The sequence below is a fragment of the Hyalangium ruber genome (assembly GCF_034259325.1).
Taxonomy (GTDB): Bacteria; Myxococcota; Myxococcia; order Myxococcales; family Myxococcaceae; genus Hyalangium_A; species Hyalangium_A rubrum.
Window position 1 is genome coordinate 157,979 of sequence record NZ_JAXIVS010000004.1, and the last position, 22,546, is coordinate 180,524.

General features: G+C 69.0%; 22 protein-coding genes. 9 read left to right on the forward strand and 13 right to left on the reverse strand.

From position 1 onward, the window contains the following. Positions 1 to 147 precede the first annotated feature (147 nt). Both SYV04_RS12895 and SYV04_RS12900 read right to left on the reverse strand, forming a co-directional pair. Positions 148 to 942 (reverse strand): hypothetical protein, encoded by a 795-nt coding sequence (locus tag SYV04_RS12895; RefSeq protein WP_321546027.1) that lies wholly within the window; start codon positions 940 to 942, stop codon positions 148 to 150. 46 nt (positions 943 to 988) lie between these two features. Further along, the gene (locus SYV04_RS12900; RefSeq protein ID WP_321546028.1) at positions 989 to 1,552 is read right to left on the reverse strand and encodes a hypothetical protein; all 564 of its coding nucleotides are present in this window, start codon (positions 1,550 to 1,552) and stop codon (positions 989 to 991) included. 146 nt (positions 1,553 to 1,698) lie between these two features. On the opposite strand from SYV04_RS12900, the gene SYV04_RS12905 reads away from it, so the two are divergent. The 3 genes from SYV04_RS12905 (at position 1,699) to SYV04_RS12915 (ending at position 4,488) form a co-directional block, all read left to right on the forward strand. Then, positions 1,699 to 2,634 carry a hypothetical protein gene (locus SYV04_RS12905; RefSeq protein WP_321546029.1) on the forward strand — a complete coding sequence of 312 codons (936 nt, stop codon included), beginning with the start codon at positions 1,699 to 1,701 and terminating at the stop codon, positions 2,632 to 2,634. Positions 2,635 to 2,672: 38 nt separating this feature from the next. Next, the gene (locus tag SYV04_RS12910; RefSeq protein WP_321546030.1) at positions 2,673 to 3,818 is read left to right on the forward strand and encodes a Rossmann-fold NAD(P)-binding domain-containing protein; all 1,146 of its coding nucleotides are present in this window, start codon (positions 2,673 to 2,675) and stop codon (positions 3,816 to 3,818) included. A gap of 79 nt (positions 3,819 to 3,897) precedes the next feature. Beyond that, complete coding sequence (locus SYV04_RS12915) at positions 3,898 to 4,488, forward strand: PEGA domain-containing protein (protein WP_321546031.1); 591 nt, start codon at positions 3,898 to 3,900, stop codon at positions 4,486 to 4,488. Between the two features lie 18 nt (positions 4,489 to 4,506). On the opposite strand, the gene SYV04_RS12920 is transcribed toward SYV04_RS12915, so the two are convergent. The 4 genes from SYV04_RS12920 to SYV04_RS12935 form a co-directional block, all read right to left on the reverse strand. Then, the gene (locus tag SYV04_RS12920) at positions 4,507 to 5,004 is read right to left on the reverse strand and encodes a hypothetical protein (RefSeq protein ID WP_321546032.1); all 498 of its coding nucleotides are present in this window, start codon (positions 5,002 to 5,004) and stop codon (positions 4,507 to 4,509) included. 63 nt (positions 5,005 to 5,067) lie between these two features. Next, a complete protein-coding gene (locus SYV04_RS12925; protein ID WP_321546033.1) occupies positions 5,068 to 6,414 on the reverse strand; it encodes a DsbA family protein in 1,347 nt (448 codons plus the stop codon). A 174-nt stretch (positions 6,415 to 6,588) separates the two neighbouring features. Further along, positions 6,589 to 7,656 carry an AbrB family transcriptional regulator gene (locus tag SYV04_RS12930; RefSeq protein ID WP_321546034.1) on the reverse strand — a complete coding sequence of 356 codons (1,068 nt, stop codon included), beginning with the start codon at positions 7,654 to 7,656 and terminating at the stop codon, positions 6,589 to 6,591. Between the two features lie 33 nt (positions 7,657 to 7,689). After that, on the reverse strand, positions 7,690 to 8,913 hold the full coding sequence (locus SYV04_RS12935; protein WP_321546035.1) for a serine/threonine-protein kinase: 1,224 nt from the start codon (positions 8,911 to 8,913) through the stop codon (positions 7,690 to 7,692). Between the two features lie 139 nt (positions 8,914 to 9,052). On the opposite strand from SYV04_RS12935, the gene SYV04_RS12940 reads away from it, so the two are divergent. Together SYV04_RS12940 and SYV04_RS12945 are read left to right on the forward strand one after the other, a co-directional pair. After that, positions 9,053 to 10,492: a BamA/TamA family outer membrane protein gene (locus SYV04_RS12940; protein WP_321546036.1), complete on the forward strand. Its 1,440-nt coding sequence runs from the start codon at positions 9,053 to 9,055 to the stop codon at positions 10,490 to 10,492. A 269-nt stretch (positions 10,493 to 10,761) separates the two neighbouring features. Further along, complete coding sequence (locus SYV04_RS12945) at positions 10,762 to 11,940, forward strand: S8 family peptidase (RefSeq protein ID WP_321546037.1); 1,179 nt, start codon at positions 10,762 to 10,764, stop codon at positions 11,938 to 11,940. A gap of 114 nt (positions 11,941 to 12,054) precedes the next feature. On the opposite strand, the gene SYV04_RS12950 is transcribed toward SYV04_RS12945, so the two are convergent. The 4 genes from SYV04_RS12950 to SYV04_RS12965 form a co-directional block, all read right to left on the reverse strand. After that, positions 12,055 to 12,864 carry a tetratricopeptide repeat protein gene (locus tag SYV04_RS12950; RefSeq protein WP_321546038.1) on the reverse strand — a complete coding sequence of 270 codons (810 nt, stop codon included), beginning with the start codon at positions 12,862 to 12,864 and terminating at the stop codon, positions 12,055 to 12,057. A gap of 64 nt (positions 12,865 to 12,928) precedes the next feature. Next, positions 12,929 to 13,522, reverse strand: coding sequence for a hypothetical protein (locus tag SYV04_RS12955; protein ID WP_321546039.1), 594 nt, complete (start codon positions 13,520 to 13,522; stop codon positions 12,929 to 12,931). 108 nt (positions 13,523 to 13,630) lie between these two features. Continuing rightward, complete coding sequence (locus SYV04_RS12960) at positions 13,631 to 14,560, reverse strand: SH3 domain-containing protein (RefSeq protein ID WP_321546040.1); 930 nt, start codon at positions 14,558 to 14,560, stop codon at positions 13,631 to 13,633. Between the two features lie 54 nt (positions 14,561 to 14,614). After that, positions 14,615 to 15,577, reverse strand: a complete 963-nt coding sequence (locus tag SYV04_RS12965) for a hypothetical protein (RefSeq protein WP_321546041.1) — start codon at positions 15,575 to 15,577, stop codon at positions 14,615 to 14,617. Between the two features lie 91 nt (positions 15,578 to 15,668). Between SYV04_RS12965 and SYV04_RS12970 the strand changes: the two genes are divergently transcribed. Continuing rightward, complete coding sequence (locus tag SYV04_RS12970) at positions 15,669 to 16,502, forward strand: SIR2 family NAD-dependent protein deacylase (protein ID WP_321546042.1); 834 nt, start codon at positions 15,669 to 15,671, stop codon at positions 16,500 to 16,502. Between the two features lies 1 nt (position 16,503). On the opposite strand, the gene epsZ is transcribed toward SYV04_RS12970, so the two are convergent. Further along, complete coding sequence (gene epsZ / locus SYV04_RS12975) at positions 16,504 to 17,931, reverse strand: exopolysaccharide biosynthesis polyisoprenyl-phosphate hexose-1-phosphate transferase EpsZ (protein ID WP_422723937.1); 1,428 nt, start codon at positions 17,929 to 17,931, stop codon at positions 16,504 to 16,506. A gap of 304 nt (positions 17,932 to 18,235) precedes the next feature. Between epsZ and SYV04_RS12980 the strand changes: the two genes are divergently transcribed. Further along, positions 18,236 to 19,435 (forward strand): hypothetical protein, encoded by a 1,200-nt coding sequence (locus tag SYV04_RS12980; RefSeq protein WP_321546044.1) that lies wholly within the window; start codon positions 18,236 to 18,238, stop codon positions 19,433 to 19,435. On the opposite strand, the gene SYV04_RS12985 is transcribed toward SYV04_RS12980, so the two are convergent. Then, entirely contained in the window at positions 19,432 to 20,796 is a 1,365-nt protein-coding gene (locus SYV04_RS12985; protein WP_321546045.1) for a DUF8173 domain-containing protein, read from the reverse strand. The genes SYV04_RS12980 and SYV04_RS12985 overlap by 4 nt on opposite strands. Before the next feature lie 127 nt (positions 20,797 to 20,923). Between SYV04_RS12985 and SYV04_RS12990 the strand changes: the two genes are divergently transcribed. Beyond that, positions 20,924 to 21,712: a ceramidase gene (locus SYV04_RS12990; RefSeq protein ID WP_321546046.1), complete on the forward strand. Its 789-nt coding sequence runs from the start codon at positions 20,924 to 20,926 to the stop codon at positions 21,710 to 21,712. Between the two features lie 7 nt (positions 21,713 to 21,719). Here the strand turns inward: SYV04_RS12990 and SYV04_RS12995 are convergent, their stop codons facing one another. Further along, entirely contained in the window at positions 21,720 to 22,283 is a 564-nt protein-coding gene (locus SYV04_RS12995) for an imm11 family protein (protein WP_321546047.1), read from the reverse strand. Between the two features lie 91 nt (positions 22,284 to 22,374). Here SYV04_RS12995 and SYV04_RS13000 point away from each other — a divergent pair, with 91 nt between their 5' ends. Continuing rightward, a complete protein-coding gene (locus SYV04_RS13000; RefSeq protein ID WP_321546048.1) occupies positions 22,375 to 22,497 on the forward strand; it encodes an SRPBCC family protein in 123 nt (40 codons plus the stop codon). Positions 22,498 to 22,546 lie beyond the last annotated feature (49 nt).

Genomic DNA, 22,546 nt, shown 5'->3' on the forward strand with positions numbered 1-22,546 from the left:
GGAAGTGGGTTGGCCGACAGATGCTAGACCAGTTCTCCCACGGCCTGCTGCCTGCCTGCTCGCCTGTTCGCGGAGGGCATAAAACTTCCGCTGTGACGGAGCAACGCCCGGTGAAGAGGCCACTCCAACCAGGTGTGAAAGGTGGACTCAGGTGGGCGTGCGTTCGGGCTCAGCGAGCGCGGCCACGGGCTCGGCGGACTGGTCCACCGCTGCAAGCAGGGTGGCGAGCGGCACGGGGGGAATGTGGAGCAGCCGCGCCACGGCCCACGTGGACACCTCGCCGACATACCAAAAGGCCACGCCCGCCACCGCGACGGCGGGGAGCCAGTAGCGCACGCTGCCACCGAGGATGACGGCGGCGACGATGGCGATCGTCGCGGGGATGAGCACCGTCCACCGGAGGCGCCGGCTCTGCATGCCGCGGATGAAGGACAGGACCATGGAGCGCGAAGCGAGCGCGAGCTGCATGCGCATGGCGTCGTGCGGAGGAATGGTGGAGCTCCGCGCCTTGACGACGGCCTCCACGCGCTCGGCATGTCGACGCCACAGCCCCTCGGGCGAGGCCCCGGAGATCTCCATCACGTAGGCCGCCTCGGGGTGATGGAGACGCGCGCGCGCGAACAGGCGCGCCCGACCGCTGTAGGTGCTCGAGGTGTCGATGATGGTGCCGTCGTGGAGCAGCGTGCGCAGCTCGGCGCGAGGCCGCTTCTGCTGGTCGTGCTCCAGGGTGAGGAAGGCGCGGCTGTCGGGGCTGCGCCACACCTCGTGTACGTAGCCCGGAGCCGAGCCCATCCGGTAGAAGCCGACGGACCGGAACCCGAGCGCTTCGAAGGCCGGGGCGAGCTCGGGCACGGCGAGGGCTCGCCGTGCATCTTCCTCTCCGCTCACGTCCCGGACTTCGAAGATGTCGCGCAGGATCGCGACGTACGGCGAGTCATTCATGGCTCCATTTAAGGAGCAACGCCCCGCTGGAAGCGAGCCCCCTTGCCTAGAAGTATCCGCCGACCACGGTGCTGATGTGGAGCTGGGCCAGGGTGCCGTCACCCAGCTGCGTCACCAGCCCCGGGCCTCCGCCCACGAAGAAGTGCGGCGCCAGGTGGACGAGGAAGGGCGCGGAGAGCTCGATCTCCAGGTACGTCCGGTCGCCCGCCCCCGAGTGGGCCACGCCCAGCCCGAGCTTGGGCCACACGGACACCTTCTCGTTCAGCCAGATGTTGTAGCCACCGCGCACGCGCAGGCCGAGCGAGACGTCGTCGTCTCCATCGGTGATGGTGGTGGCCAGCAACACGGAGCCGCCCAGCGAGAGGTTCTCCTTGAGGAAGTAGTCCACGGAGGGCTTGAGGGAGATGGAGAACCCATCTCCCGGCCCCTCGACGCTGGTGTAGGCCATGGTGCCATAGAGGTCCGAGGTGATGGCGATCTGCCCCATGCCACCGAAATTGCCCGAGCCCTGAGTCCCGAGGGTGTCTGCCTCCTGAGCACGCGCCTCCAGCGAAAGCACGAGTCCCGCCCCGAGGGCCAGGGCCTGCCACTGCATCCGGTTCCACTTCATCACAGGCACTCCTTGATTGAGCATGTGTCCGGGCCAGGCCCCCGGATCGCGGGTGCGTTGTAGCCAAACTCCGCCTGAGTGCGAGCGATTTTCCACGTGGCCCCGGGGAACTGCCTCAAACGCAGCAGTGGCATAGACTCGCGTCCATGGAGCGACTGCCCTCCGCCAACTGCCCCCGCTGTGGCGCCCCGCGTACACCGACCCCCGAGTGTCCGCACTGTGGCGTCTACTACGCCAAGGCCGAGGCCCGCGTCGCGCAGCCAGCCCTGGCCCTGGCCCCGGAGGAGCCCCCTGCCCCCCTCGCTCCCGCGCCCGCCGAGCGCCTGACCTGGAACGAGGACGCGGAGGACGCGCGGCGAGAGCTGATGATTCGCGTGTTCGCCGTGCCCGCCGCGCTGCTGCTCACCTGGGCGCTCCACAACACCGGCATGGGCCACAGCCTGCTGCGGATCTTCCTCTCCATGTGGATCCACGAGTTGGGGCACGCCGTCACCGCGTGGCTCACCGGCTTCACCGCCTTCCCGGGCCCCTGGGCCACCTCCATCGCGGAGGTGCGCTCTCCCTCCTTCTCGGTGCTGCTGGCGCTGGGCTTTGGCGCCCTGGTGTACCGAGGCTGGAGAATCAACCACCGCCCCACCCTCATCGCGGGCATCGTGCTGCTGTGTCTGCAGGCCGTGGGCACCCTGTTCGTGCGCTCTGGCATGGCGCGCTCGTTCATCAGCTTCGGCGGGGACGGCGGCTGCCTCGTCCTGGGCACCCTGCTGATGACGACCCTCTACGCCGGCAAGAACAGCTCCCTGCACCGGGGGTGGACGCGCTGGGGCCTGCTCGTCATCGGCGCCGCTTCCTTCACCGACGCCTTCACGACGTGGAGGAACGCGCGCACCGACTATGGCTCCATCCCCTTCGGCCGCATCGAGGGCGTGGGCTTGAGTGACCCGACCAAGCTCGTCGACTGGTTCGGCTGGAGTGTGGACTCGATCATCTCCCGCTACGTGAACCTGGGGTGGGCCTGTCTCGCGGTGCTTGGAATGGTCTACGTGCTGGGCGTGTTGCGCGCCCGCGCGGCCCTCCGCGCATGAAACATGGGTCCAGGCGGACCCTTTCCCGTGAGTCCTCCATGTGTACTTCCCGCAGGCACTTCCTGCAGTACTCGCTGAGCGCGGCCTCTCTGTTGGCGCTGGGTCCCCAGGCCCTGGCGGGCCCCGCGAAGAACAAGAAGAAGATCCTCGTCCTCGGAGGCACCGGCTTCCTGGGCCCGGCCTTCGTCACCGCCGCGCAGGCCCGTGGGCACACGCTGACGCTCTTCAACCGCGGTAAGACGCGGCCCGACTGGTTCCCCGAGACGGAGAAGCTGCGCGGGGACCGGGACCCCAAGAAGGACGAGGGCCTCAAGGCCCTGGAGGGCCGCAAGTTCGACGCCGTGCTCGACACCTCGGGCTACTACCCGCGCATGGTGCAGGCCTCCGCGGAGCTGCTGGCACCCCACGTCCAGCAGTACATCTACATCTCCAGCATCTCCGCCTACGCCAGCGACCAGACGCCGCGTGAGGACGAGAGCGCTCCCACCGCGAAGCTGGCGGACCCCACGGTGGAGACGATGGGCACCAACTACGAGAACTTCGGCGGGCTGAAGCGGCTGTGCGAGGAGGCCGCGGAGAAGGCCCTGCCGGGCCGCGTCGCCAACATCCGCCCGGGCTACATCGTCGGCCCGCTGGATGGCTCGGACCGCTTCACCTACTGGCCAGTGCGCTTCGACAAGGGCGGGCAGATGCTCGCACCGGGCACTCCGGAGGACCCCATCCAGGTCATCGATGTGCGGGACCTGGCCGAGTGGCTGGTGAAGGTGGTGGAGGACAACACCACCGGCATCTTCAACGCCACGGGCCCGGAGAAGCCGTGGAACATGGGCGGGGTGCTGGCCACGTGCAAGAAGGTGACGGGCAAGGACACGAAGCTCACCTGGGTGCCCGCGGAATTCCTGGCGAAGCACGGGGAGAGCGGGGACGGGAGCATCCCCATCTGGATGCCGCCCACGGGCAAGACGGCGGGCGCGCACCTGCGCTCCAACGCCAAGGCGGTGAAGGCGGGGCTGAAGTTCCGCCCCACCTCCGTCACCGTGAAGGACACGCTCAAGTACTTCAAGGAGCTGCCCGAGGAGCGCCGCAACAAGCCGCGCGCCGGGCTCACGCCGGAGCGGGAGGCGGAGCTGCTGGCGCTCTGGGCGAAAGAGCAGCCCGAGGCGACGAAGAAGAAAGGTCCGTAAAGGGCACTATCGCGGATCCATCCAACCCTCCTCGGGGCAAGTCTCCACGGTGCTGAGCGGGACGGAGGAACGAGCGCAGATGCGTTACGGGCAGCTATGGGTTGCGCTGGTGGCGGTGCTGGGCGTCACGAACACGGGGTGCGGCATCATCGGCTGGGGCATCTCCGGCAAGTCCGAGCTGCAGAGCTACACCCTGTCCCGGACCCAGGAGGTGGAGGTGAGCTCCATCCCCATGGGAGCCACCATCTACGTGGATGGCGCGGAGGCGGGAGTGACGCCCAAGTCCATCCTCGCCCCGGTGACGCAGGTCCGTCACATTCGCCAGCAGAGCGTGGTACCCGGCCTCATCGGGCTGGGGCTGGACATCCTGGGCCTGGGGGCGGGCACCGCTGCCTGCCTCGAAGCAGACTCCTCCGGGTGCCTCGTGGCCAGCACCGGCATCGGCGTGGGAATCATCCTGGTGGGCACCTATCTGGTCTTCGGGCGCTCCACGAGCGAGGACACGCTGGACGTGATGCCCACGGTCATCGACATCACCTTGAACCACCCCGATTTCCAGGAGCAGACGCGCCGCATCCGCGTCCCGGATCTCACCGAGGTGGAGTTCAAGCTGAAGCCCGTGCCGACTCAGCAGCCCACCTCGCCCGACGCGCCGACCCTCGGTCCTTGAGCGCGGCCGCGGAGCGCCTCAGGCGCTGGAGGAGGCGCGCTTGCGCGCCGGGCGCGCCCGGGCCAGCGTCACCTCGGCGGAGGGAGCCTCCTCCGTGCGCACGGGCTGCGCCTCCACCACCACCGCGCCATCCGGCGTCACCGGCGGCCCCAGCGTCACCACCAGCAGCCGGTATGCCTCCTCCAACCGCCGGTACAACGCGGTGAAGGTCTGCTGCACCGTGCTGGGCATGTCCTCGGTGTAGGTGAAGTACCAGCGCATCTCGTCCAGACGCTCGTGGAAGGCATGCACCACCGCCTGCTCCCGCTCCGGCAGATGCACCAGGTCGTGGAACGTGGCGCTGTTGAAGCGCGTGGTGATGGTGCTGAGCATCGGCTCGCGGCTGCGCAGGCGCGAGAAGAGCGTGAACATCTCGTCCCGCCGCGCGGCCAGCCGCCGCATGATGAGCGCGGCGTCCAGGGCGATCAGGTTGCGCACACGCGCGGGCGTCTCATCCGGCTGCTTGCGACGAGCCATGCGCCCCTACCCTACTACGAAACCCGGGAGCCGATTGAACCGGCCCCCGGGCCTACCGCGCTGCTACGGCGTCGCCGCGGCCACGCCCGCGCGGCGCAGCTCCTCGTCGATCATCTTGCGGAACACCTCGATGGGCTTGGCGCCGGTGATCTTCCGGCCGTTCACGAAGAAGGTCGGCGTGCCCGCCGCGCCAATCTGCGTGCCCTGCGCGGAGTCCGCGGCGATCTGCGCCTCGAACTTGTTCGAGTCCATCGCCGCCTTGTACTTCGCCATGTCCAGGCCCAGCTCCTGCGCGTAGCGATCCAGCGAGGCGCGGTCCAGCGACATCTGGTTGGCGAAGAGCCGGTCATGGAACTCCCAGAACTTGCCCTGCTCGTGCGCCGCCAGCGAAGCGGCCGCCGCCGGGCGCGCGTTCTCGTGGTTGGCCAGCGGCTGGTGCTTGAAGGCCACGCGCAGCTTGCCCTTGTACTCGTCCTCGAGCTGGCGAACCGTGACGGCCGCGCGCGAGCAGAACGGGCACTGGAAGTCCGAGAAGGCCACCAGCGTCACCGGCGCGTCCGCCGCGCCCTTCACCGGCGCCGTGCCCAGATCCACCTTCACCGCCGGAGCCTCCGGAGGCGCCCGCGTCGTCGCACCCTGCGCGGTGATGGAGGCGTACAGCTCCGAGGGCTTCACGCCCTCCTTCACCAGGGCCTGCGCCTGCGCCAGCTCCGCGTCGATGACGGCCTTGAACACCTCGATGGGCTGCGCCCCCGAGAAGAAGCGGCCGTTGACGAAGAAGGACGGCGTGCCACCGGCGCTGAAACCCATCGCCATCGCCTGGTCGGCGTCCACCGCCTGCGCCAGCTTCGGGTTCTCCATCGACTTCTTGAAGCGCTTGAGGTCCAGGCCCACTTCCTTCGCGTACGTCTCCAGGCTGGCGTCATCCAGCGCCTTCTGATTGGCGAAGAGCTTGTCGTGGTACTCCCAGAACTTGCCCTGCTCGTGCGCCGCCATGGCCGCGATGGCCGCCGGCTTGGCGCGCGGGTGGAAGGGCAGCGGGTTGTGCTTGATGACCACGCGCAGCTTGTCGCCGTAGTCCTCCTCGAGCTGCTTCACCGTGGCGCTGGCCCGGGCGCAGAACGGGCACTGGAAGTCGGTGAACTCCACCATCGTCACCAGCGCGTCCGCCTTGCCCCGCGACGGCGAGTTGTCCACCGGCACCTTGAAGACCGTGGACGGGATGGTGATCTGCTGCTGCTGGGGCTGCGCCTGCTGCGCCGCGGGCGCGGCGGCGGGCGCGGGAGCAGCGGCGATCTGCGCGCTCGCGGCCTTGGCCGAGTCGGTCGGGGTCTTCGCGCCCCACACCGTGTATCCGACGAGCGCTCCCACCAGCAGGCCCAGTACGAGGCCCACGACACCTGTCTTCATCTCATTGACTCCGTTGCGAACGAACGATTGAAAAGCCCGGACGCGCTCATGTCGCGCGAGCCCGGCAACTCTACGCGAGAGTGACACGAAAGGCCCCGGGGTTTCAGGTTTCCCTGAAAGAGCTCCGAGCGAGGAAGCGAGCCCCTTCCAGGTGGGAGGCTCCCCTTCACCGGATCACCGCCGCCGAGCGAAGCGGCGCAAGAGGCCGGGGATGAGGAAGAGGATCAACAGCAGCCGGCCGATCTGCACGGAGAGCACGAGCGAGAGGCTGGCGTGCGTACCCAGGGCGATGGCGAGCACCGAGTCGGCCCCGCCGGGAGAGGTGGCGAAGTAGGTGGTGAGCAGGTCCACGCCGCCCACGGTGGCCCAGGCCCAGGCCAGCATCACGCACCCTCCCACCAGGGCCACGGCGGCCCCCACGGCGGCCAAGGCATGGCGGCGCAGCTCGCGCACCGCGGCCACGTCGAACTGGCTGCCCACCCGCACGCCCAGCCCCCACATGGCCAGCGGCAGCAGTCCCGGCGGCAACGCGCCCACCGGAATGTCCAGGGCGGTGAGCGGCACGCCGAGCAGCATCGGCCCCAGGAAGACGCCCGCGGGCAGCTTGAAGCGCAGCCCCAGCCACCCACCGACGACCACGACGAGAATCGTCACGCCCCAGGCCAGCAGCGGCGAAGGACTGCCCGGCAGCGCCGCCGCGGTGGCCACCTGCGTGTTGGGCACGTCTCCGGCCCACCGCCCCACCACGCCGGCGACGATGATGACGACGATCAGGCGCACGTACTGGAAGAGCGTCACCAGGCGGGAGTCGGCGCCCATCTCCTCGCTCAGGGCGATCATCGCCGGGGCGCCGCCGGGCATCAGCCCCAGCGTGGTGGTGCGGACCTCCAAGCCGCTCAGCCGGGAGAAGACGAGCGCCACGAGCTGGGCCACGACCACCACGCCCACCACGTTGATGAGCGCCACGCCCCAGTGCGCGGCGAGCGCGGACCAGGCCGAGGCCGGGAAGGCACTACAGAGGGCGGCGCCCAGCAGCGCCGAGGAGCCCAGCTGGAGCGACGCCGGCAGGGAGATGCGCGCCGAGAACCCGACGGTCCCCACGAGCGCCACCAGCATCCCCCCGAGCAGCGCCCCGGCTGGCAGGTGGAACACCTCCGCCAGGGCCGCCGCGAGCAGCGAGGCTCCGGTGACGGCCCACACGCGGGCGCGCGAGGGAGGCGCGGTGCCGGAGTCGGTGTCCATGAAGGCCCTTTTCCCTCCAGGGCGGGCGCGGCGCTACAGAAAGAGTTTCAGCACCAACTGAACCAGCACCCCGAGCAGCACCGCCAGCACCACCGCGCCAGCGAACATGACGGCCTTGGGGCGCTCGTCCGCCTGGCAGAGCGTCTCGTAGAGGCAGCGCTTGAGCAGGGTGCGCTTGCAGTGGACGCGGATGCGGCCGCTCATGGCGCGCTGGAGCTCCTCCACCATGGCATCCACCGAGGGGTAGCGCTGCGCCGGATCCTTGGACAGCCCCTGTTTGACGAACCAGATCAGCTCGGCGGGAGGGCGCGGCTGGTGCGGGTTGCGCTCGCTGGGGCCCTCCGTCTGAGGCGTGACCGTCTTCACGCCCTCGAGGATGTCCTCCACCGACTCGCGCCCCTCCAGGTAGTGCCGCAGGAAGAGCAGCTCGTGGAACAGCACGCAGAGGCTATAGATGTCGCTGCGCGCATCCAGCGCGTCGTGCTCCCCGCGCGCCTGCTCGGGAGACATATAGAGCGGAGTGCCCATCACGGCGCCCACCTGCGTGAGCATGGAGGCCGCCTCGCGCAGCCCCTGGGCCGCGGCGGAGACCGGAGCGCCGGGCTTCGCGGCTTCCGCCGTGCGGGCCTTGCGCGCCAGCCCCCAGTCCATCACCGTCACCTCGCCGAAGGGGCCCACCATGATGTTGGCGGGCTTGAGGTCGCGGTGGATGAAGCCCTTTCGGTGGGCGTAGGAGAGCGCGTGGAGCACCCCGAGGAAGAGCTGCACGCGAGCGGTGAAGGGGTAGCGCGTGTGCGCCTCGGGGTCTCCCGCCTTGAGCCGGGCGATGATCGACTCGAGCGTCTCGCCCTGCAGGTGCTTCATGACGAAGTAGTACCGGCCCCGCTCGTCGACGCCGACGTCATGCACCGGGACGATGTTCGGGTGGTCGAGCTGGCCGACGGTGCGGATCTCCTCCACGAAGCGCAGCACCCGGTCCAGGTCGGCGCCGTCCGTCAGGCGCTTGAGGGCCACGGTGCGCTCGATGTCGTGGTCCTGCAGCAGCATCACCTCGCCCATGCCGCCTTGCCCCAGCGGGCGCAGCTCCTCGAAGCGCTCGCGGTGCAGGGGGATGACGCTGGGCCGCTCACCGTTCCACTCCACCTTGGGCAGCACCGTGGTGCGGCGCGTGGAGGCGGGGACCGGGATGCTCTCGGCCCGAGGCGACTGCGCGGGGACCAGCGTTGGCTCAATGGTGAACTGGTTCAAGTCCGTCATGGCCGTGCTCCATAACAGGCACCGCGCGCTCCCGCACACTTACCCGCCAGGGGTGCGCCCGGCTGCTGGGAAGGTGCGCTATGACCCTTCCCACAACCCCGGGCCGGCGATGAGACGGAGTACAGCAGTGCGAGGAGCGATGAATCGACGATGGGTCGCCGGGTATCTGGCGTTGGCCGTGGGCCTGCATGCATCGGGAGCGGTGGCCCAGGAGTCGCCCCCTCCCGAATCCTCTCCCCCCGCCGAGGCCGCCCCTTCTGGCTTCCAGCCGGCGCCAACGCCCGAGCCGGAGCGGATGGTGGTGGGCGAAGTCGTGGTGCTGGGCGCGGAGAAGACGCGGCCCGAGACGGTGCAGGCCTACTCGCGGCTGGGCGCGGGTGACACCATCACCTCCGAGGAGCTCACCCGGGTGGAGCGGCGGCTGATCGCCACCGGCCTCTTCCAGGAGGCGAAGGCCCACACCAGCCCGCTGGGGGACGGCCGGGTGCAGGTGGTGCTCACCGTGCAGGACAAGGCCTCGTGGGTGGTGGCGCCCACCTTCTCCTTCTCGCGCGCGAACATCGGCGGCGGCTTGCTGTACGCGGAGAGCAACCTGTGGGGCCGCGGCAAGAAGTTCGCGGCCGCCGCCCAGGTGAGCACCGCCGAGAGCGGCCTCTTCGTGGGCTTCCTGGATCCGAACCTCTTCGGCTGGCCTCCGCTGCGCTTCAGCGCCGAGGGCCAGGTGCGCAGCGACCGGGTGGAGGAGTTCCAGCCGGGCCCCAGCCAGGAGGACCCCGAGGTGGCGCGCCGCACGCGGCTCAACTCCGCCTCCATCGCCGCGGAGCTGTCGGCGATGCTCTTCGAGCGGGTGCGCGTGGGGGCCAAGTACCGGCTGATGGCCATCGACGCCTACTCGCCCAGCGACGACATGCCGGTGACGGAGCCCGCCTTCGAGCCGGGCTCCATCCAGAAGGACGCCTCGCTGCGGCTGATGGTGGGCGTGGACACGCGACAGAACCTGCACGCGGTGATGGAGGGCCTGAACCTCGAGGGCTCGCTGGAGTGGTCCGACCCGGGCGTGTGGAGCGACTTCCGCTACAAGCGCTTCGGGCTGCTGTACCGGCACGGCCTGCGCTTCTTCGAGGAGCACAACCTCATCCTGCGCGCCGAGGCGGTGACGGGCACGGACCTGCCCTTCCACCAGGAGTTCGTGGCGGGAGGCAACTCGCTGCGCGGCTTCCTGTACCGGCAGTTCCGCGGCGACACGCGGCTGTCCCTCACCGCCGAGTACCACTTCCCCCTCTTCACCGTCCGCTCGCTCGCCTTCCGCGGGGTGGGCTTCTCGGACACGGGGATGCTCATGTGGCGTGAGCTCCCCGAGGACCGGCGGCTGCTGGACGTGAACGGGCGCGTGGTGCGCGGCTACCTGCCCGAGGCCAAGGGGGGACTGGACGGCGCCACCGTGGCCCAGGGCGTGGGCGTGGGCTTGCGCCTGTACCTGCGCAGCGTGGTGTTGCCGCTGGTCGGCGTGGACGTCGCCTATGGCGTCAACTCGGGCGAGTTCCGCTTCTATCTCGTGGCAGGCGTCACCCCGGGATGATGTAAATCCTCTTTACACAATCATCCCAAAGTGGAGCGCTCGTGTCTCAGTTTGCCTGCCGGAATCGAGACACCCAGGGGGTCTACACAACCCCCTGGATTCACTGGGAGTTCAATAAGTTTCATCCCAAACTTTAACGTGTTGTTCCAAGGGTTGGGGGGCTCCCATCAATGACAAAGAAAACAGCGAATCCCCCCTTGTCGGCAAAACATACTTCGCGTACGGTACCGCCCGCCTCACCCAATCCCCCGACGAGGAAGGAAGTCTCCGTGCGTTCTTCTATGCGTAACGTGCTGTTCCTTGGTTCCGTGCTGTCCCTGGCTGCTTGTGGCGAAGGTGCGAAGGACTCGGTGGTTCAGCCCGAGGAGATTGGCCAGACGGGCGCGCCCCTGAAGCAGGCCGACCCGAGCCTGCGCATCGAGGGCTCCTACATCATCAAGATGAAGGACGGCGTGCAGACGCGCGGCATCTCCGCGTTCGCGAACATCGCCAAGACGCACGAGTACTCCATCATCAACGGCTTCGCCGCCAAGCTGACGCCTGAGCAGCTCAAGGCCGTACGCGCGAACCCGAACGTGGAATATGTCGAGGAGGACGCGGCGGTGTACTCCACCGCGACCCAGTCGGGCGCCACCTGGGGCATCGACCGCATCGACCAGCGCGCTCGCCCGCTGAGCGGCACCTACACCTACACCTCCACCGGCTCGGGCGTGACGGTGTACGTCATCGACACGGGCATCCTCACCAGCCACAGCCAGTTCGGCGGTCGCGCCGCGGTGGCGTATGACGCGCTGGGCGGCAACGGCCAGGACTGCAACGGCCACGGCACGCACGTGGCGGGCACGGTGGGCGGCTCCACCTACGGCGTGGCCAAGGGCGTGGCCCTGCGCGCCGTGCGCGTGCTGGACTGCAACGGCTCGGGCTCCAACGCGGGCGTCATCGCCGGCATGGACTGGGTGCGCGTCAACCACGTGGCCAAGTCGGTGGCCAACATGAGCCTGGGCGGCGGCTACTCCGCCACGGTGAACACCGCGGCGACCAACCTGGTCAACTCGGGCGTGTTCCTCGCGGTGGCCGCGGGCAACAGCAACGCTGACGCCTGCAGCTTCTCGCCGGCCAGCGCCTCGGGCACCTGCACCGTCGGCGCCACCACCAACACCGACGCGCGCGCCACCTACTCCAACTACGGCGGCTGCGTGGACATCTACGGCCCGGGCTCCAGCATCACCTCGGCCTGGTACACCACCACCTCGGCCACCAACACCATCAGCGGCACCTCGATGGCTTCTCCGCACGTCGCGGGCGTGGGCGCTCTCTACAAGGCCACCTACGGCGACGCGGCCGCCTCCACCATCATCAGCTGGCTGAAGACCAACTCCACCGCGAACGTGGTGACGGGCAACCCCTCGGGCACGCCCAACCAGCTGCTCTACAAGGCCGCCCTGTAATCTCCGCGCGAGCGTGAGTTGAGTTCCCTCCGGGGGTCGTGGCTTCGAGCCGCGGCCCCCGGTCTCTTTTCAGGGGTCCGGGGCCGGTGAAGGCCCCGGACAACAGCACCCGCCTCAGGGAGGCAGGGTGAGGGTGAGCGCTTCCTTGGCCCCGTTCACCGTGCTCGGCAGCCACTGGGGGTCATCCACCAGCGACTGGAGCAGCACCCGGGCCTCGGCGTCCTTGCCGCGGCGGCGCATGAGGGTGGCCTTGTAGAGCATCAGCTCGCCTTTGCTCTCGATGTCCGGCTTGAGCGACAGCGCCTTCTCCAGGCGGCGCTCCTGCTCGTCGAGCCCCTCGCCGTAGGAGATGAGCTCGCGCCAGGCGGGGTAGAAGTTCGGCGCGGAGCGGGTCAGCGCCTCGAGCTTCTTGCGCATCTCCTCCGGGTCCGGGGAGCGCATGGCCTCGATGAACTTGAGGAACGTGCCCTTGGGTATCCGGCCCGACTTCTCACGGCGCAGGCACTCGATGACGCGCTTGGTGTCGGAGAAGCCCTGGGGGGCCAGCTTGTCCACCTGCTCGTAGATCTGGAGCGCCTTGGCGCTCTCCCCCATCAGCAGGTGGGTGAGGGCCGTGTCGTAGAGGGGCAGCGGCCATTCGGGGGCCAGCTCCCGCGCCTGCTGGAAGTGCTTGAGCGCCTCCTGGAAGTTGCCGGACTCGCCGCTCTGTCGCCCCTGGGCGTGGAGCTGCACCGCCTTGTCGAAGGCAGTGGGCTCCTTCGGGGGCGGCGGAGGCAGCGGCAAGGTCAGCTTGGAGGGAGCTGCCTCGGGCGAGGGCTGCGCGGGCGTGGGCGCGGGGGCGGCCACGGGCGGTGGGGGCTTGTCCTCGCGGGAACAGCCTCCAAGGAGGGTGGTGGCAAGGGAGAGAGCGAAGAAGCGACGCATGGTGAGGGCATCCTCTGTGCGCGCGTCATCTTAGTTGGCCCCGCTCGGTGAGCGCGAGAGGCTCTCAGACGCTGCTGACCACCCACCCGCAGCCGAGCACCACGGAGAGTGCGGAGGCCATCTTCGGAACGTACGTCCCGAAGGCCGCGGGCATCCGGCGCGCCCGGGAGAGAGCGGCGATGGCGGCGGTGAGCCCCGCCATGGCCAGGGTGCTGCCCACGGCGAAGCCTCCGAGGTAGAGGGCGCGGTAGGCGGCGGTTCCCGAGACGACAGCGGGGAGGAGCAGCAGCAGCGCCGCGGCGCCAGTGACGCCATGAACGAGGCCCACCGCGAGCACGCCGCGCACAGGCGCCGGGTGCTCCGGCTCGGCGAGCGCGCGCCGCCTCAAGCCCCATGCCCCCATCACCAGCAGCGCGAGCCCCGCCACGCGCTCGGCCCAGCGGTCCACGCCTTCCAGGTGGACGACGGAGAGCGCCAGCATGAGCACCGCGGCCGCGGCGAGGGTGCCGAGGCCATGCCCCAGGCCCCAGATCAGCCCCACGCGCCAAGCCCCTCGGCGGCGGCCCACCGAGAGCGGCGCGAGACTGAGCAGGTGATCCGGGCCGGAGAGCGCGTGCAACGCACCCGAGCCAATCGCGGTCAGAACGGCGAACCCCATGACCGAAGCCTCCTTCCAATAGGACAGCTGCAAGAATGGCTTCGGCCCTAGATAGGGGCCATGACATGTTTTAGATGACGGTGATAGCTCTGAGCTATCAGGCTGGAATCACAGCGCGTCCTGCTCGACCCAGCCCTCGTTGCCCTGGTCGTCGCGCACCTTCGCGTAGTTGTCCTTCTTCTCGAGCACCCGCAGGGCCGCGCCGGGCTTGAGGGACTGGGTCGTCACCTCGGAGGCAGGCACGGGCCCAGCGCTCGGGGCCGGGGCCGACTGCAGCGTCACCTCACGCCTGGTCTTGTTGTTGTAGAGCGAGTCCAAGCGCGCGCGGTCCGCCGCCTTCTCGCTCACCACGTTCTGGGAGAGCTGCTCGAAGGCCCTGCCCGCCTGCGCCACCCCACCCCGCTGGCCTGGTTGGCTGAAGAAGTGCCCCGTCACGTGGATGACGGCACCGTCCTGGTAGCGAAAGCGCACGCCCAGCACGCCCGTGCCGTAGCGCTTCTTCACCTCCTCGGACTCCATCAGCACCTCCACCTTGTGCGGATCCAGCACCTTGAAGAGATAACCGCCGCCGGCCAGCTGCCAGCGCTGCGAGGACTGATCTCCCAGGTGCTTGAGCAGCCCCCGCGCCTTCTCGTCGCCGCGAAGCTGCAGCGGGAAGTCCTGCTCCTGGGTGGTGGTGCCATTGAAGGCGATGGTGTTGGGGAAGGTGGGCTCCAGCAGCTCCTTCACCGTGTGGTCCGTGGTGTAGAGGAACCCGCCCGCCGCCACGAAGCGCCGCACCCGCTCGCGCGAGGCCTGGGACGTCTCTCCCCGGCAGTTCACCATCAGCACCTGGCGGCTGTGCAGCGGCAGCTCGGGCAGATCCCCGGGACTCACCACCACGTAGGACACGCCGGCCTTTCGGAGCACCTGGTCCATGTGGTCCGCCGAGCCCGAGACGACCACGACCGAGGCCTCACGCACCTGCTCGGGCGAAGGCCCGGCAAAGGCCGAGGTGGCCCCCAGCAACACGACGAGAGAGAGGAGGAAGGAGCGCATGGGGGCCTGGAACGCGCCGGGCCCCGAAAGGTTTTTCCCGGGATTTGACGGGGCTCAGCGCTTCTTCGGGCGCTTCCTGGCGTCGAGATCCAGGCCCTCAGCGGGGTGGCGCGCGTCCTCATAGCGGCTCAGCAGGCCCTGGATGCGCTTGCGCAGCGCGCCCTGGGTGCGGGGCAGCAGTTCCTCCAACGAGCCCTTCACCAGGTGCTCATTGCCGGAGAAGTACGAGGCGTCCTCGAAGAGATCCATCGCCGAGCCATCCCCGAGCTCCGCCAGGTGGTACGCGGCCAGCAGGCGCAGCAGGTACATGGGCTCAAGGCTGCGGGCGAAGGCGAGCAGGGCCTTGCGGTCCCCGGCCTTCTTGTAGGCCTCAAGCTTGCTGGACTCCCGCTGGTAGCCCTCTGGCTGGCTGGTGGAGACGTCGTTGTCCACGCGCGTAATGAAGGCGCGCAGGCCCTTGTTCTTCACGCCCTCGGGCCGCGCCTGGGCCACCAGGGGGACGAGCTTTTCCCATAGCGGCGGAGTAATCCTCGCCAGGTAGTAGAGCTCGTACTCCTCGCCGGGCTCCAGGCTCCGTGCCGCCTCCATGAGGAGGACCTCGGGTGGACGCTCGGCGCGCCGGGCCGCGGCCTCCAGCGAGGCGAGGACGACGCCCAGGCCACAGCCACGATCCTGGGGCAACACGTTCGTGCGGCCCCTGGTCTCCTCCCACTGGGCACAGCGGCGCCGGAGCTGCTTCCACCCCGCCAGGGTGTCCACCGAGGCCAGCGCCACGGCCGCCTCCCGCGCACGGGGGTGGTCCGTCGACTCGAGCGCGCCGAAGGCCTCGACATAGGCGGCGTCCACCCCCTTCGTCAGCCGGGCCGCCAGCGCGTCCGAGGCAGGAGTGCGCCTCTTCTCGAACTCGGAGGCATCCTCCTTCAGCTCGCCATGGAGCTGGCGCGGGGCGAGCGCCTCAGGGGAAGCGTCCGGGACGGCGGTGACGAGCAGCGCCAGGAGCGGGGCCAGGGTCGGCATGCCCCCATCTTACGCGGGAGGGCGCCCCCCCGCGGGAGGCGGCTCCAGTAAGCTCGCCCACGTCGCTTCACCGAGTAGTCAGGAGGTCAGTATGTCGCAGCAGGAACTCCGCCGCGCCGCCGAAGTGCTCCGCTCGGCCGAGGGGCTCCTCATCGGCGCCGGAGCAGGCATGGGCGTCGACTCCGGCCTGCCCGACTTTCGCGGCAACGAGGGCTTCTGGCGCGCCTACCCCGCCTACGCGAAGCTCGGCCTGGACTTCGCCTCCATGGCCAACCCCCTCTGGTTCAAGAAGGATCCCGAGTTCGCCTGGGGCTTCTACGGCCACCGCCTCGGGCTCTACCGCGCCACCCATCCCCACCCGGGCTTCGAGCTGCTGCGCACCTGGGGCGCACGCATGCCGCAAGGGGCCTTCGTCTTCACCTCCAACGTGGACGGCCAGTTCCAGAAGGTGGGCTTTCCCGACGAGCGCGTCGCCGAAGTGCATGGCTCCATCCACTTCGTGCAGTGCCTGGGCAACTGCCAGGAGCTCGCCCCCGCCACGCCCTACACGGTGGAGGTGGATCCGGAGACGTTCCGTGCTCGGCCGCCGCTGCCCTCCTGTCCGCGCTGCGGCGCGCTCGTGCGGCCCAACATCCTCATGTTCGGAGACGGAAGCTGGGACTCCTCGCGCACCGAGGCCCAGGAGCAGCGACTGGTGGAGTGGCTCGACACGGTGCCCAGCGGCAAGCTGGCCGTCGTGGAGTGCGGCGCGGGCACGGCCATCCCCTCGGTGCGGCGCTTCTGCGAGCGCGCCGCGCGTCTCAAGGGAGGCACGTTGATTCGCATCAACGTGCGCGAGCCCGAAGTGCCTTCGGGCGGCATCAGCCTTCCCCTGCGGGCCCTGGAGGCCCTGCGGGGGATCGACGAAGAGCTCGGACAGGCGTGAGCTAGCTGGCGCCGCGCCCCGTCACCACGACGGGCACCGTCTTGAGGATGAGGCTCAAGTCGGTCAGCAGGGTCCAGTTATCGATGTACTGCATGTCCAGGTACATCCACTCCTCGAAGGAGATCTGGTTGCGCCCAGACACCTGCCAGATGCAGGTGAGCCCCGGCCGCACCGACAGCCGGCGGCGCTGCCACGCCGCGTACTTCTCCACTTCCTTCGGCAGCGGCGGGCGCGGGCCCACCACGCTCATCTCACCGCGCAGCACGTTGAGCAGCTGCGGCAGCTCGTCGATGGAGTACTTGCGGATGAAGCGCCCGATAGGGGTGATTCGCGGGTCGTTCTTGATCTTGAAGACCGGGCCGGTCTGCTCGTTCATCGCCTCCAGCTTGGCCTTCAGCTCCTCGGCGTTGACCACCATGGAGCGGAACTTGAGCATGTTGAAGGTCTTGCCGTGCAGGCCCACCCGCTGCTGCTTGAAGAAGATGGGGCCGCGCGAGGTGGCCTTGATGATCAGCGCCACCGTCACCAGCAACGGCGAGAGCGCCAGCAGCGCGGCGGCCGAGGCGATGATGTCGAACAGGCGCTTGATGGCCATCTGATGCGGCGCCGGCGCGTGGGTGACGAAGTGCAGGTAGCCATCGGCCACCGCGTGGCTGTCCTCGGGGCGCGCCCGGTCCATGCGGAAGGGGTGCGCCGGCAGGGCGAACGGAATACCGAAGCGCTCGCACAGCTTGATGGCGCCCTGCATCTCCTGGCCGTGCTTCTGCACGTTGCCGGAGATGTAGACGATGTCCACGGGCACCTGGCAGAGCACCTCCTCCAGCCGCTCGACCTTGCCCAGCACCGGCCCCGGCACGGCCGACAGGGTCTGCTCGTTGGAGAAGGCCAGGTAGCCGGTGACACGGCGACGGCCCCGCGTCAGCAGATCCTCGCCGGTGAGCCGCCCCATGGCGCCCACGCCGAGGATGAGCGCCTCGTCCAACGGCTCCTCGCGCACCGCCAGCCGCCGGAACACCACCTGCCGCAGGCCCACCACGCTCAGCCACAGCAGCAGCGGGAAGAAGCTCAGCGCCACCACCGGCATGCCACCGGCGATCAGCAACCGCTCCAGGTAGAGCACGCCCGTAATCGACACCACCGTGATGGACACCAGCGCCAGATCATCCAGCGGCGCGCGGTCCGAGAAGCGCGGGTCATAGAGGCACAGCGCCGTGCCCACCAGCAGCCAGCCCAGGCCCGCCACGCCCAACAGCAGCCACAGGTCCAGGTTGCCCAGCTGGAGCGAGTGCCCCATCAGCAGCGTGGAGCCCACCAGCGAGGCCACCACCAACAGCAGATCCACCAGCAGGTTCAGCCGCGCCGCGAAGCCCGGCGCCAGCCGCCCGCGCACCGGCTTCGGCGAGGGAGCCGGCAGGGGCATTCCCTTCATCTCCGGGGAGGAGCCGGGCGCGCCGGAGGCCGCTCCCGTCGTGGGCTGGGTGTCTGCCTGTACGAGCTGAGGGGACTGCATGTCGACCTCCCGGTGCCGGGTGCTTGCCGCAGCCTACGGCCCCGATCTGATAGAGAGAGAGTGACACGGGAAAAAAGCAGTGTCACTGGCTCTCTCGGAGTCGGACTATACCGACATCCGTGTCTATTCCCACCGAATAGCCGGAATTTCGTGTTGTACTTACCTGTAGCAGCGGGTCGCTCATGACCTGATCAATGCCGATGGGCCCGGGGTTCCACGCGCGATGACGACCGCCCCGACGGATCCGGATCACCTGTCGCTGCGCGAGGCGATCCGCCAGGCGCTGGGGCAGGACACTCCCGATGAGGTGCTGGGAGGAGCGGTGGAGGCCCACACCGGGCGCGTGGCGTGGATCCAACAGCGGATCAGCGAGCCTCAGGGCCAGTACATGCCGGTGGACATCGACCTACATGTCGCTGGCGGCGGGCTCGCGCACACCTCGATGGCGGTGCCCACCTACAACCCCTACTTCGGCTGCAAGGTCGAGTTCGCGCGCTGGTGGGACGAGGCGCTGATCATCCTCTATAGCGAGAAGCACCTGACGCTCGTGGCGAGAATGGATCCGCCCTACGAGGCGCTGGAGTTGGTGCAGCTCCATTGGCCGTGGGCCGTGGTCGGCGACACTGTGTACTTCGTCTCGAGGCGCCCTGGACTGCTCGAAGGCAGGCTGCTGCCGTCCCTGGCGCCTGCCCTTCCGCTGCCGATGCCACGGGCCTCGAATCTCCGGGCACTCGAGCCGCGCGACTCTGGGATGCTGGCGCTCGTGGAGCATCCTCCCTACGTGCCCGCGGAGGACGCCGCCGCTTTTCGCGCCAGGGCCGAGGCCGCGCGCACCGCCGCACGCCTCCTCCCCTTGCCACCTCCCGAAGCCCGCGCGCTCGTACTGGAGGCCCCGGAGAACGCGTGGGCGCGGTTGGAGGCGCTGCTTGAACCGACAGTGCCTCCGCCGTTCGGCGTGGACATCCTGGTGGGCTCGCTCGCCTCCCACTTCTGGAGAGACCCGGCATCGCGCGGGAGGAGCTACAACGCCGTCGCCAAGCGGGTCTGGAACACCCCTGAGTATCTGGCGGTGTACTGGTACCTGTACCTGGTGGCGGAGCGCCGCGCGGAGGAGGCTCACGCGTGGCTGGGCTGGCTGGATCAACTCGCGGCGCCCGAGGACGGGGAGCAAGAACCCTGGTTGCGCGACCTGACGGGCGCCGAGCTCGTGGCGAGGACTGCGCTGGCCTACATACGACTTCGTGCGGCGACGCTCGCGGAGGCGTGCCGCACGGGGAAGCTACCCGAGGGAGAGTCCTGCTTCCTCTTCAACAGCCCTGATCGAATCGAGCCGTTCATGCGGGACACCCACTTCCCCCAGGGCTTCCGCGAGGCGCTGTGGCGCGTGGCCGCGCGGAAGCCGAAGTCCCTGTCCGAACGTTAGAGGGGCGCGGACGGGATGGGCTCGGGCATACCGCGGGGCCGGGTGTAACCGAACCGCGTGCGGATGACCGCGCCGAAGGCCACCAGGGTGGCCAGCCCCATCACCACCGCGCCCACCACGGGGATGGCGCCCACCGCCAGCAACACGAACAGGCCGAGCGCGAGCACCGCCGCCTGCGTCTTGCGCCCGCGCAAGACTGGCACCCTCAGGCCAATCTCACTGGCCAGCACCGCCAGCCCCAGCGCCGCAGCCACCGGCGCCACCAGCCAGAGCGCCACCACCACCGGGATGCCCACGACCGTGATGGCCAGCACCGCCGTGATGGGGATCATCGCCAGCAGCCCCAGCAGCCCCGTGAGCCCGCTCTTGACCGGCTGACGCTGGATCTCCGCCGCCAGCTCCTTCATGCGCGCGGGGAAGAAGAGCTGCCCCAGGAAGCCCAGCCCGAAGAGCGCGGCGAACTGCAGCAGGAAGGCCGGAATGCCGCCTCCGCTGGACCGCTCCGTGTGCTCCTCGACGGTGGCTGCATTCTGGAGCTCCTTCTTGAGGCCGTCCTTCACCTCGCTGGCCACCAGTACGCCGATGTTCGCTCCTCCGAAGGACTCGGTGCTCCCCTCCACCCAGGTGCCATCCTCGCGGATGACCATGCCCCCGATGGCCGAGACATCCCCCTGGATGGCTGCCCCCTCGTGGAGGATGACGTTGCCGCCAAAGGCGTGCGCATCGCCCTCCACCACGCCGTAGATGTCCAGGTTGCCGCCGAAGGCCACCGCGTCCTCCTCCACGTGGCCCTTCACCAGCAGGTTGCCGCCGAAGACGACCGCATTGTCCACGGACTCGCCCTGCTTCACCTCCAGCGACTGACCGCGCGCCACCGCGTCCCGGTCGCCCTTGGCGCGGCGCTTGTGCACCTCCTGACGGACGCGCTCTTGAATCTCCCGGGTGTCGAGCTCATCGGCGGAGATGGAGGGCGGGGGCGGGGGCAGCGGAGGAGGAGGCAGCGCCGCCAGCTTCTCGGCCGCCGCCAGGGGCCGCAGCGTGAAGATGGAGCCGTCCTGGTCCAGCCGCAGCGAGTAGGTACGGGCCAGCGTGCGCAGGGCCTGCTCGGCGGTGACGTCCTGCAAGTGGACCTCGACGGCGGTGTCCAGCTCGCCCGTGGCCACCACGTTGAGGCCCCCTTCCTCGGCGATGTGCTTGAGCGCGTCCCGGAGCGTGCCCCGGAAGCTCACGTCCAGGGGCTTCGCGGGCGTCGCGGCGGTCGCCGGGGCCTCGGCCGCGGGGGGGAGGGGCGTCTCCTGGGCGAGGGCGACGGGCGCGCCGAGCAGGAGGGAGGGCAGCAGGAGGCGAGAGGCGAGCTTCATGAGGGCACCCGGCAGAGCAGGAGGGTTCTTGCCCTCGTCTACGGGGCCGGTGTGCCGCGATTGCCTGCCTGGAGATTTTCGCTCCGTCCGACGCTGCTTGGACGCCCTCCTGCTAGGGTTTCCCGCCATGCCGGCACCCACCACGGGCTTCTGGGGTACCAACACCTCGACGGTGGACTGGTGCGAGACGAACTACGAGCACCTGTACTCCGTCGCCGAGCTGTTCAACTCGGTCTCCAGCCTGGCCATGGTGCTGGCGGGCATCCTCGGCATCGCGCTCCACCGGAAGGTGCTGGAGCGGCGGTTCATGCTCGCCTTCGCCCTGGTGTCGGTGGTCGGCCTGGGCAGCATCGCCTTCCACGCGACGCTCCTGTTCCAGATGCAGATGATGGACGAGCTGCCGATGCTCTACCTCGCCATCGTGATGGTCTACATCCTGGTGGAGAACCGCCCCGAGCGACGGTTCGGCCCCTGGTTCCCGCTGGCGCTGCTGGGCTACGCGGTGCTCTCCACCTACCTGTCGGCGTTCACTCGGGGGCGCCTCCAGTTCTTCCTGTTCCAGGCGAGCTTCGCGTCGCTAGAGCTCTTCGCCCTGGCGCGCGTCTACCTCATCCACCACCGCAGCCAGGACGTGAAGGGCCGGCGCATCTTCCAGGCCGGCATGGCCGCCTACGCGCTCGCCCTCGCGGTGTGGCTGAGCGACATCCACTTCTGTTCCACGCTCAACCAGACGCTCCCCTCGCTGGGCATTCCCAATCCGCAGCTCCACGCGTGGTGGCACGTGCTGGTGTCCTGTGGGTTCTACGCGCTGCTGATGGTCATCGCCCACGACCGGATGAAGACGTTGGGCCAGGCGCCCCAGCTGCACTTCGCCGCCCGGGTGCTCCCGTTCGTGCGGGGCACAACGCCTCGATAGGGCGCACCTACACACCCGTGAACTTCGGGCCCGCGGCGCCCATGCGTGTCAACGCGCTCTTGATGTCACCCGAGACGATGAGCGTGCCCTCCCACCCCCAAGGGCGAAACACCTTGGCGTCCCCCACTCTCTCCTGGTCGATGCGCATATCGCGTACGTCCCGGTACCGACCGACCTTCTCAGGCACTCCATCTTCATGCGTCCAGAGTCGAATTCTGGATGCCTTCTCATCAATGCATCGGACACAGCGTGTCGCCACGAGGATGAGGTACTGATCCGGCTGGCCCTCGATGTCCACTGGGATGAGCTGGACATCCTGGGGAGCCAGTTCCGTGAAGAGGGACGCCACCTTGACGTGAACAACTGGAATCTTCAGTCCCGCCTCAGCGAAGTCGAGAGGCCTGCCCGCGTGCTCGACGCGTATCTTCAAGCGCCCCTCGATCCGCAGCGCCCGCCCCTCGGTAAACTGCCAGTCGTCTACCTCGCGTCCCTGCCCATCCGTAGGAGTCGCAAGATGCCAGCGGCGTGGGACATAAACGTCGTCGTACAGCTTGAAGAAGTGCTGGGGCATAGGAGCCTCTACCGGGACTTGCTCCGGGTGACGAGTCGGTTCAGCTCGGTGCCGGGTTCCGTGATCTCCCTGGCGAGGTCATCGAGTTCACGTGTCAGCACCCTCCGAGTTCTTCACCTCCGAGGAGCGCGACGGAATGCTGAGCTCGGACATGGAGAAGGGCCTCGGCCAGAGTTACGTCGCGCTCGACCGACTGCTCGCCACGTTGGGCTGAGGAAGCGGAGCCCGCCCAGGGAGACGAACGCTTTCACTCCCGGAGTCTC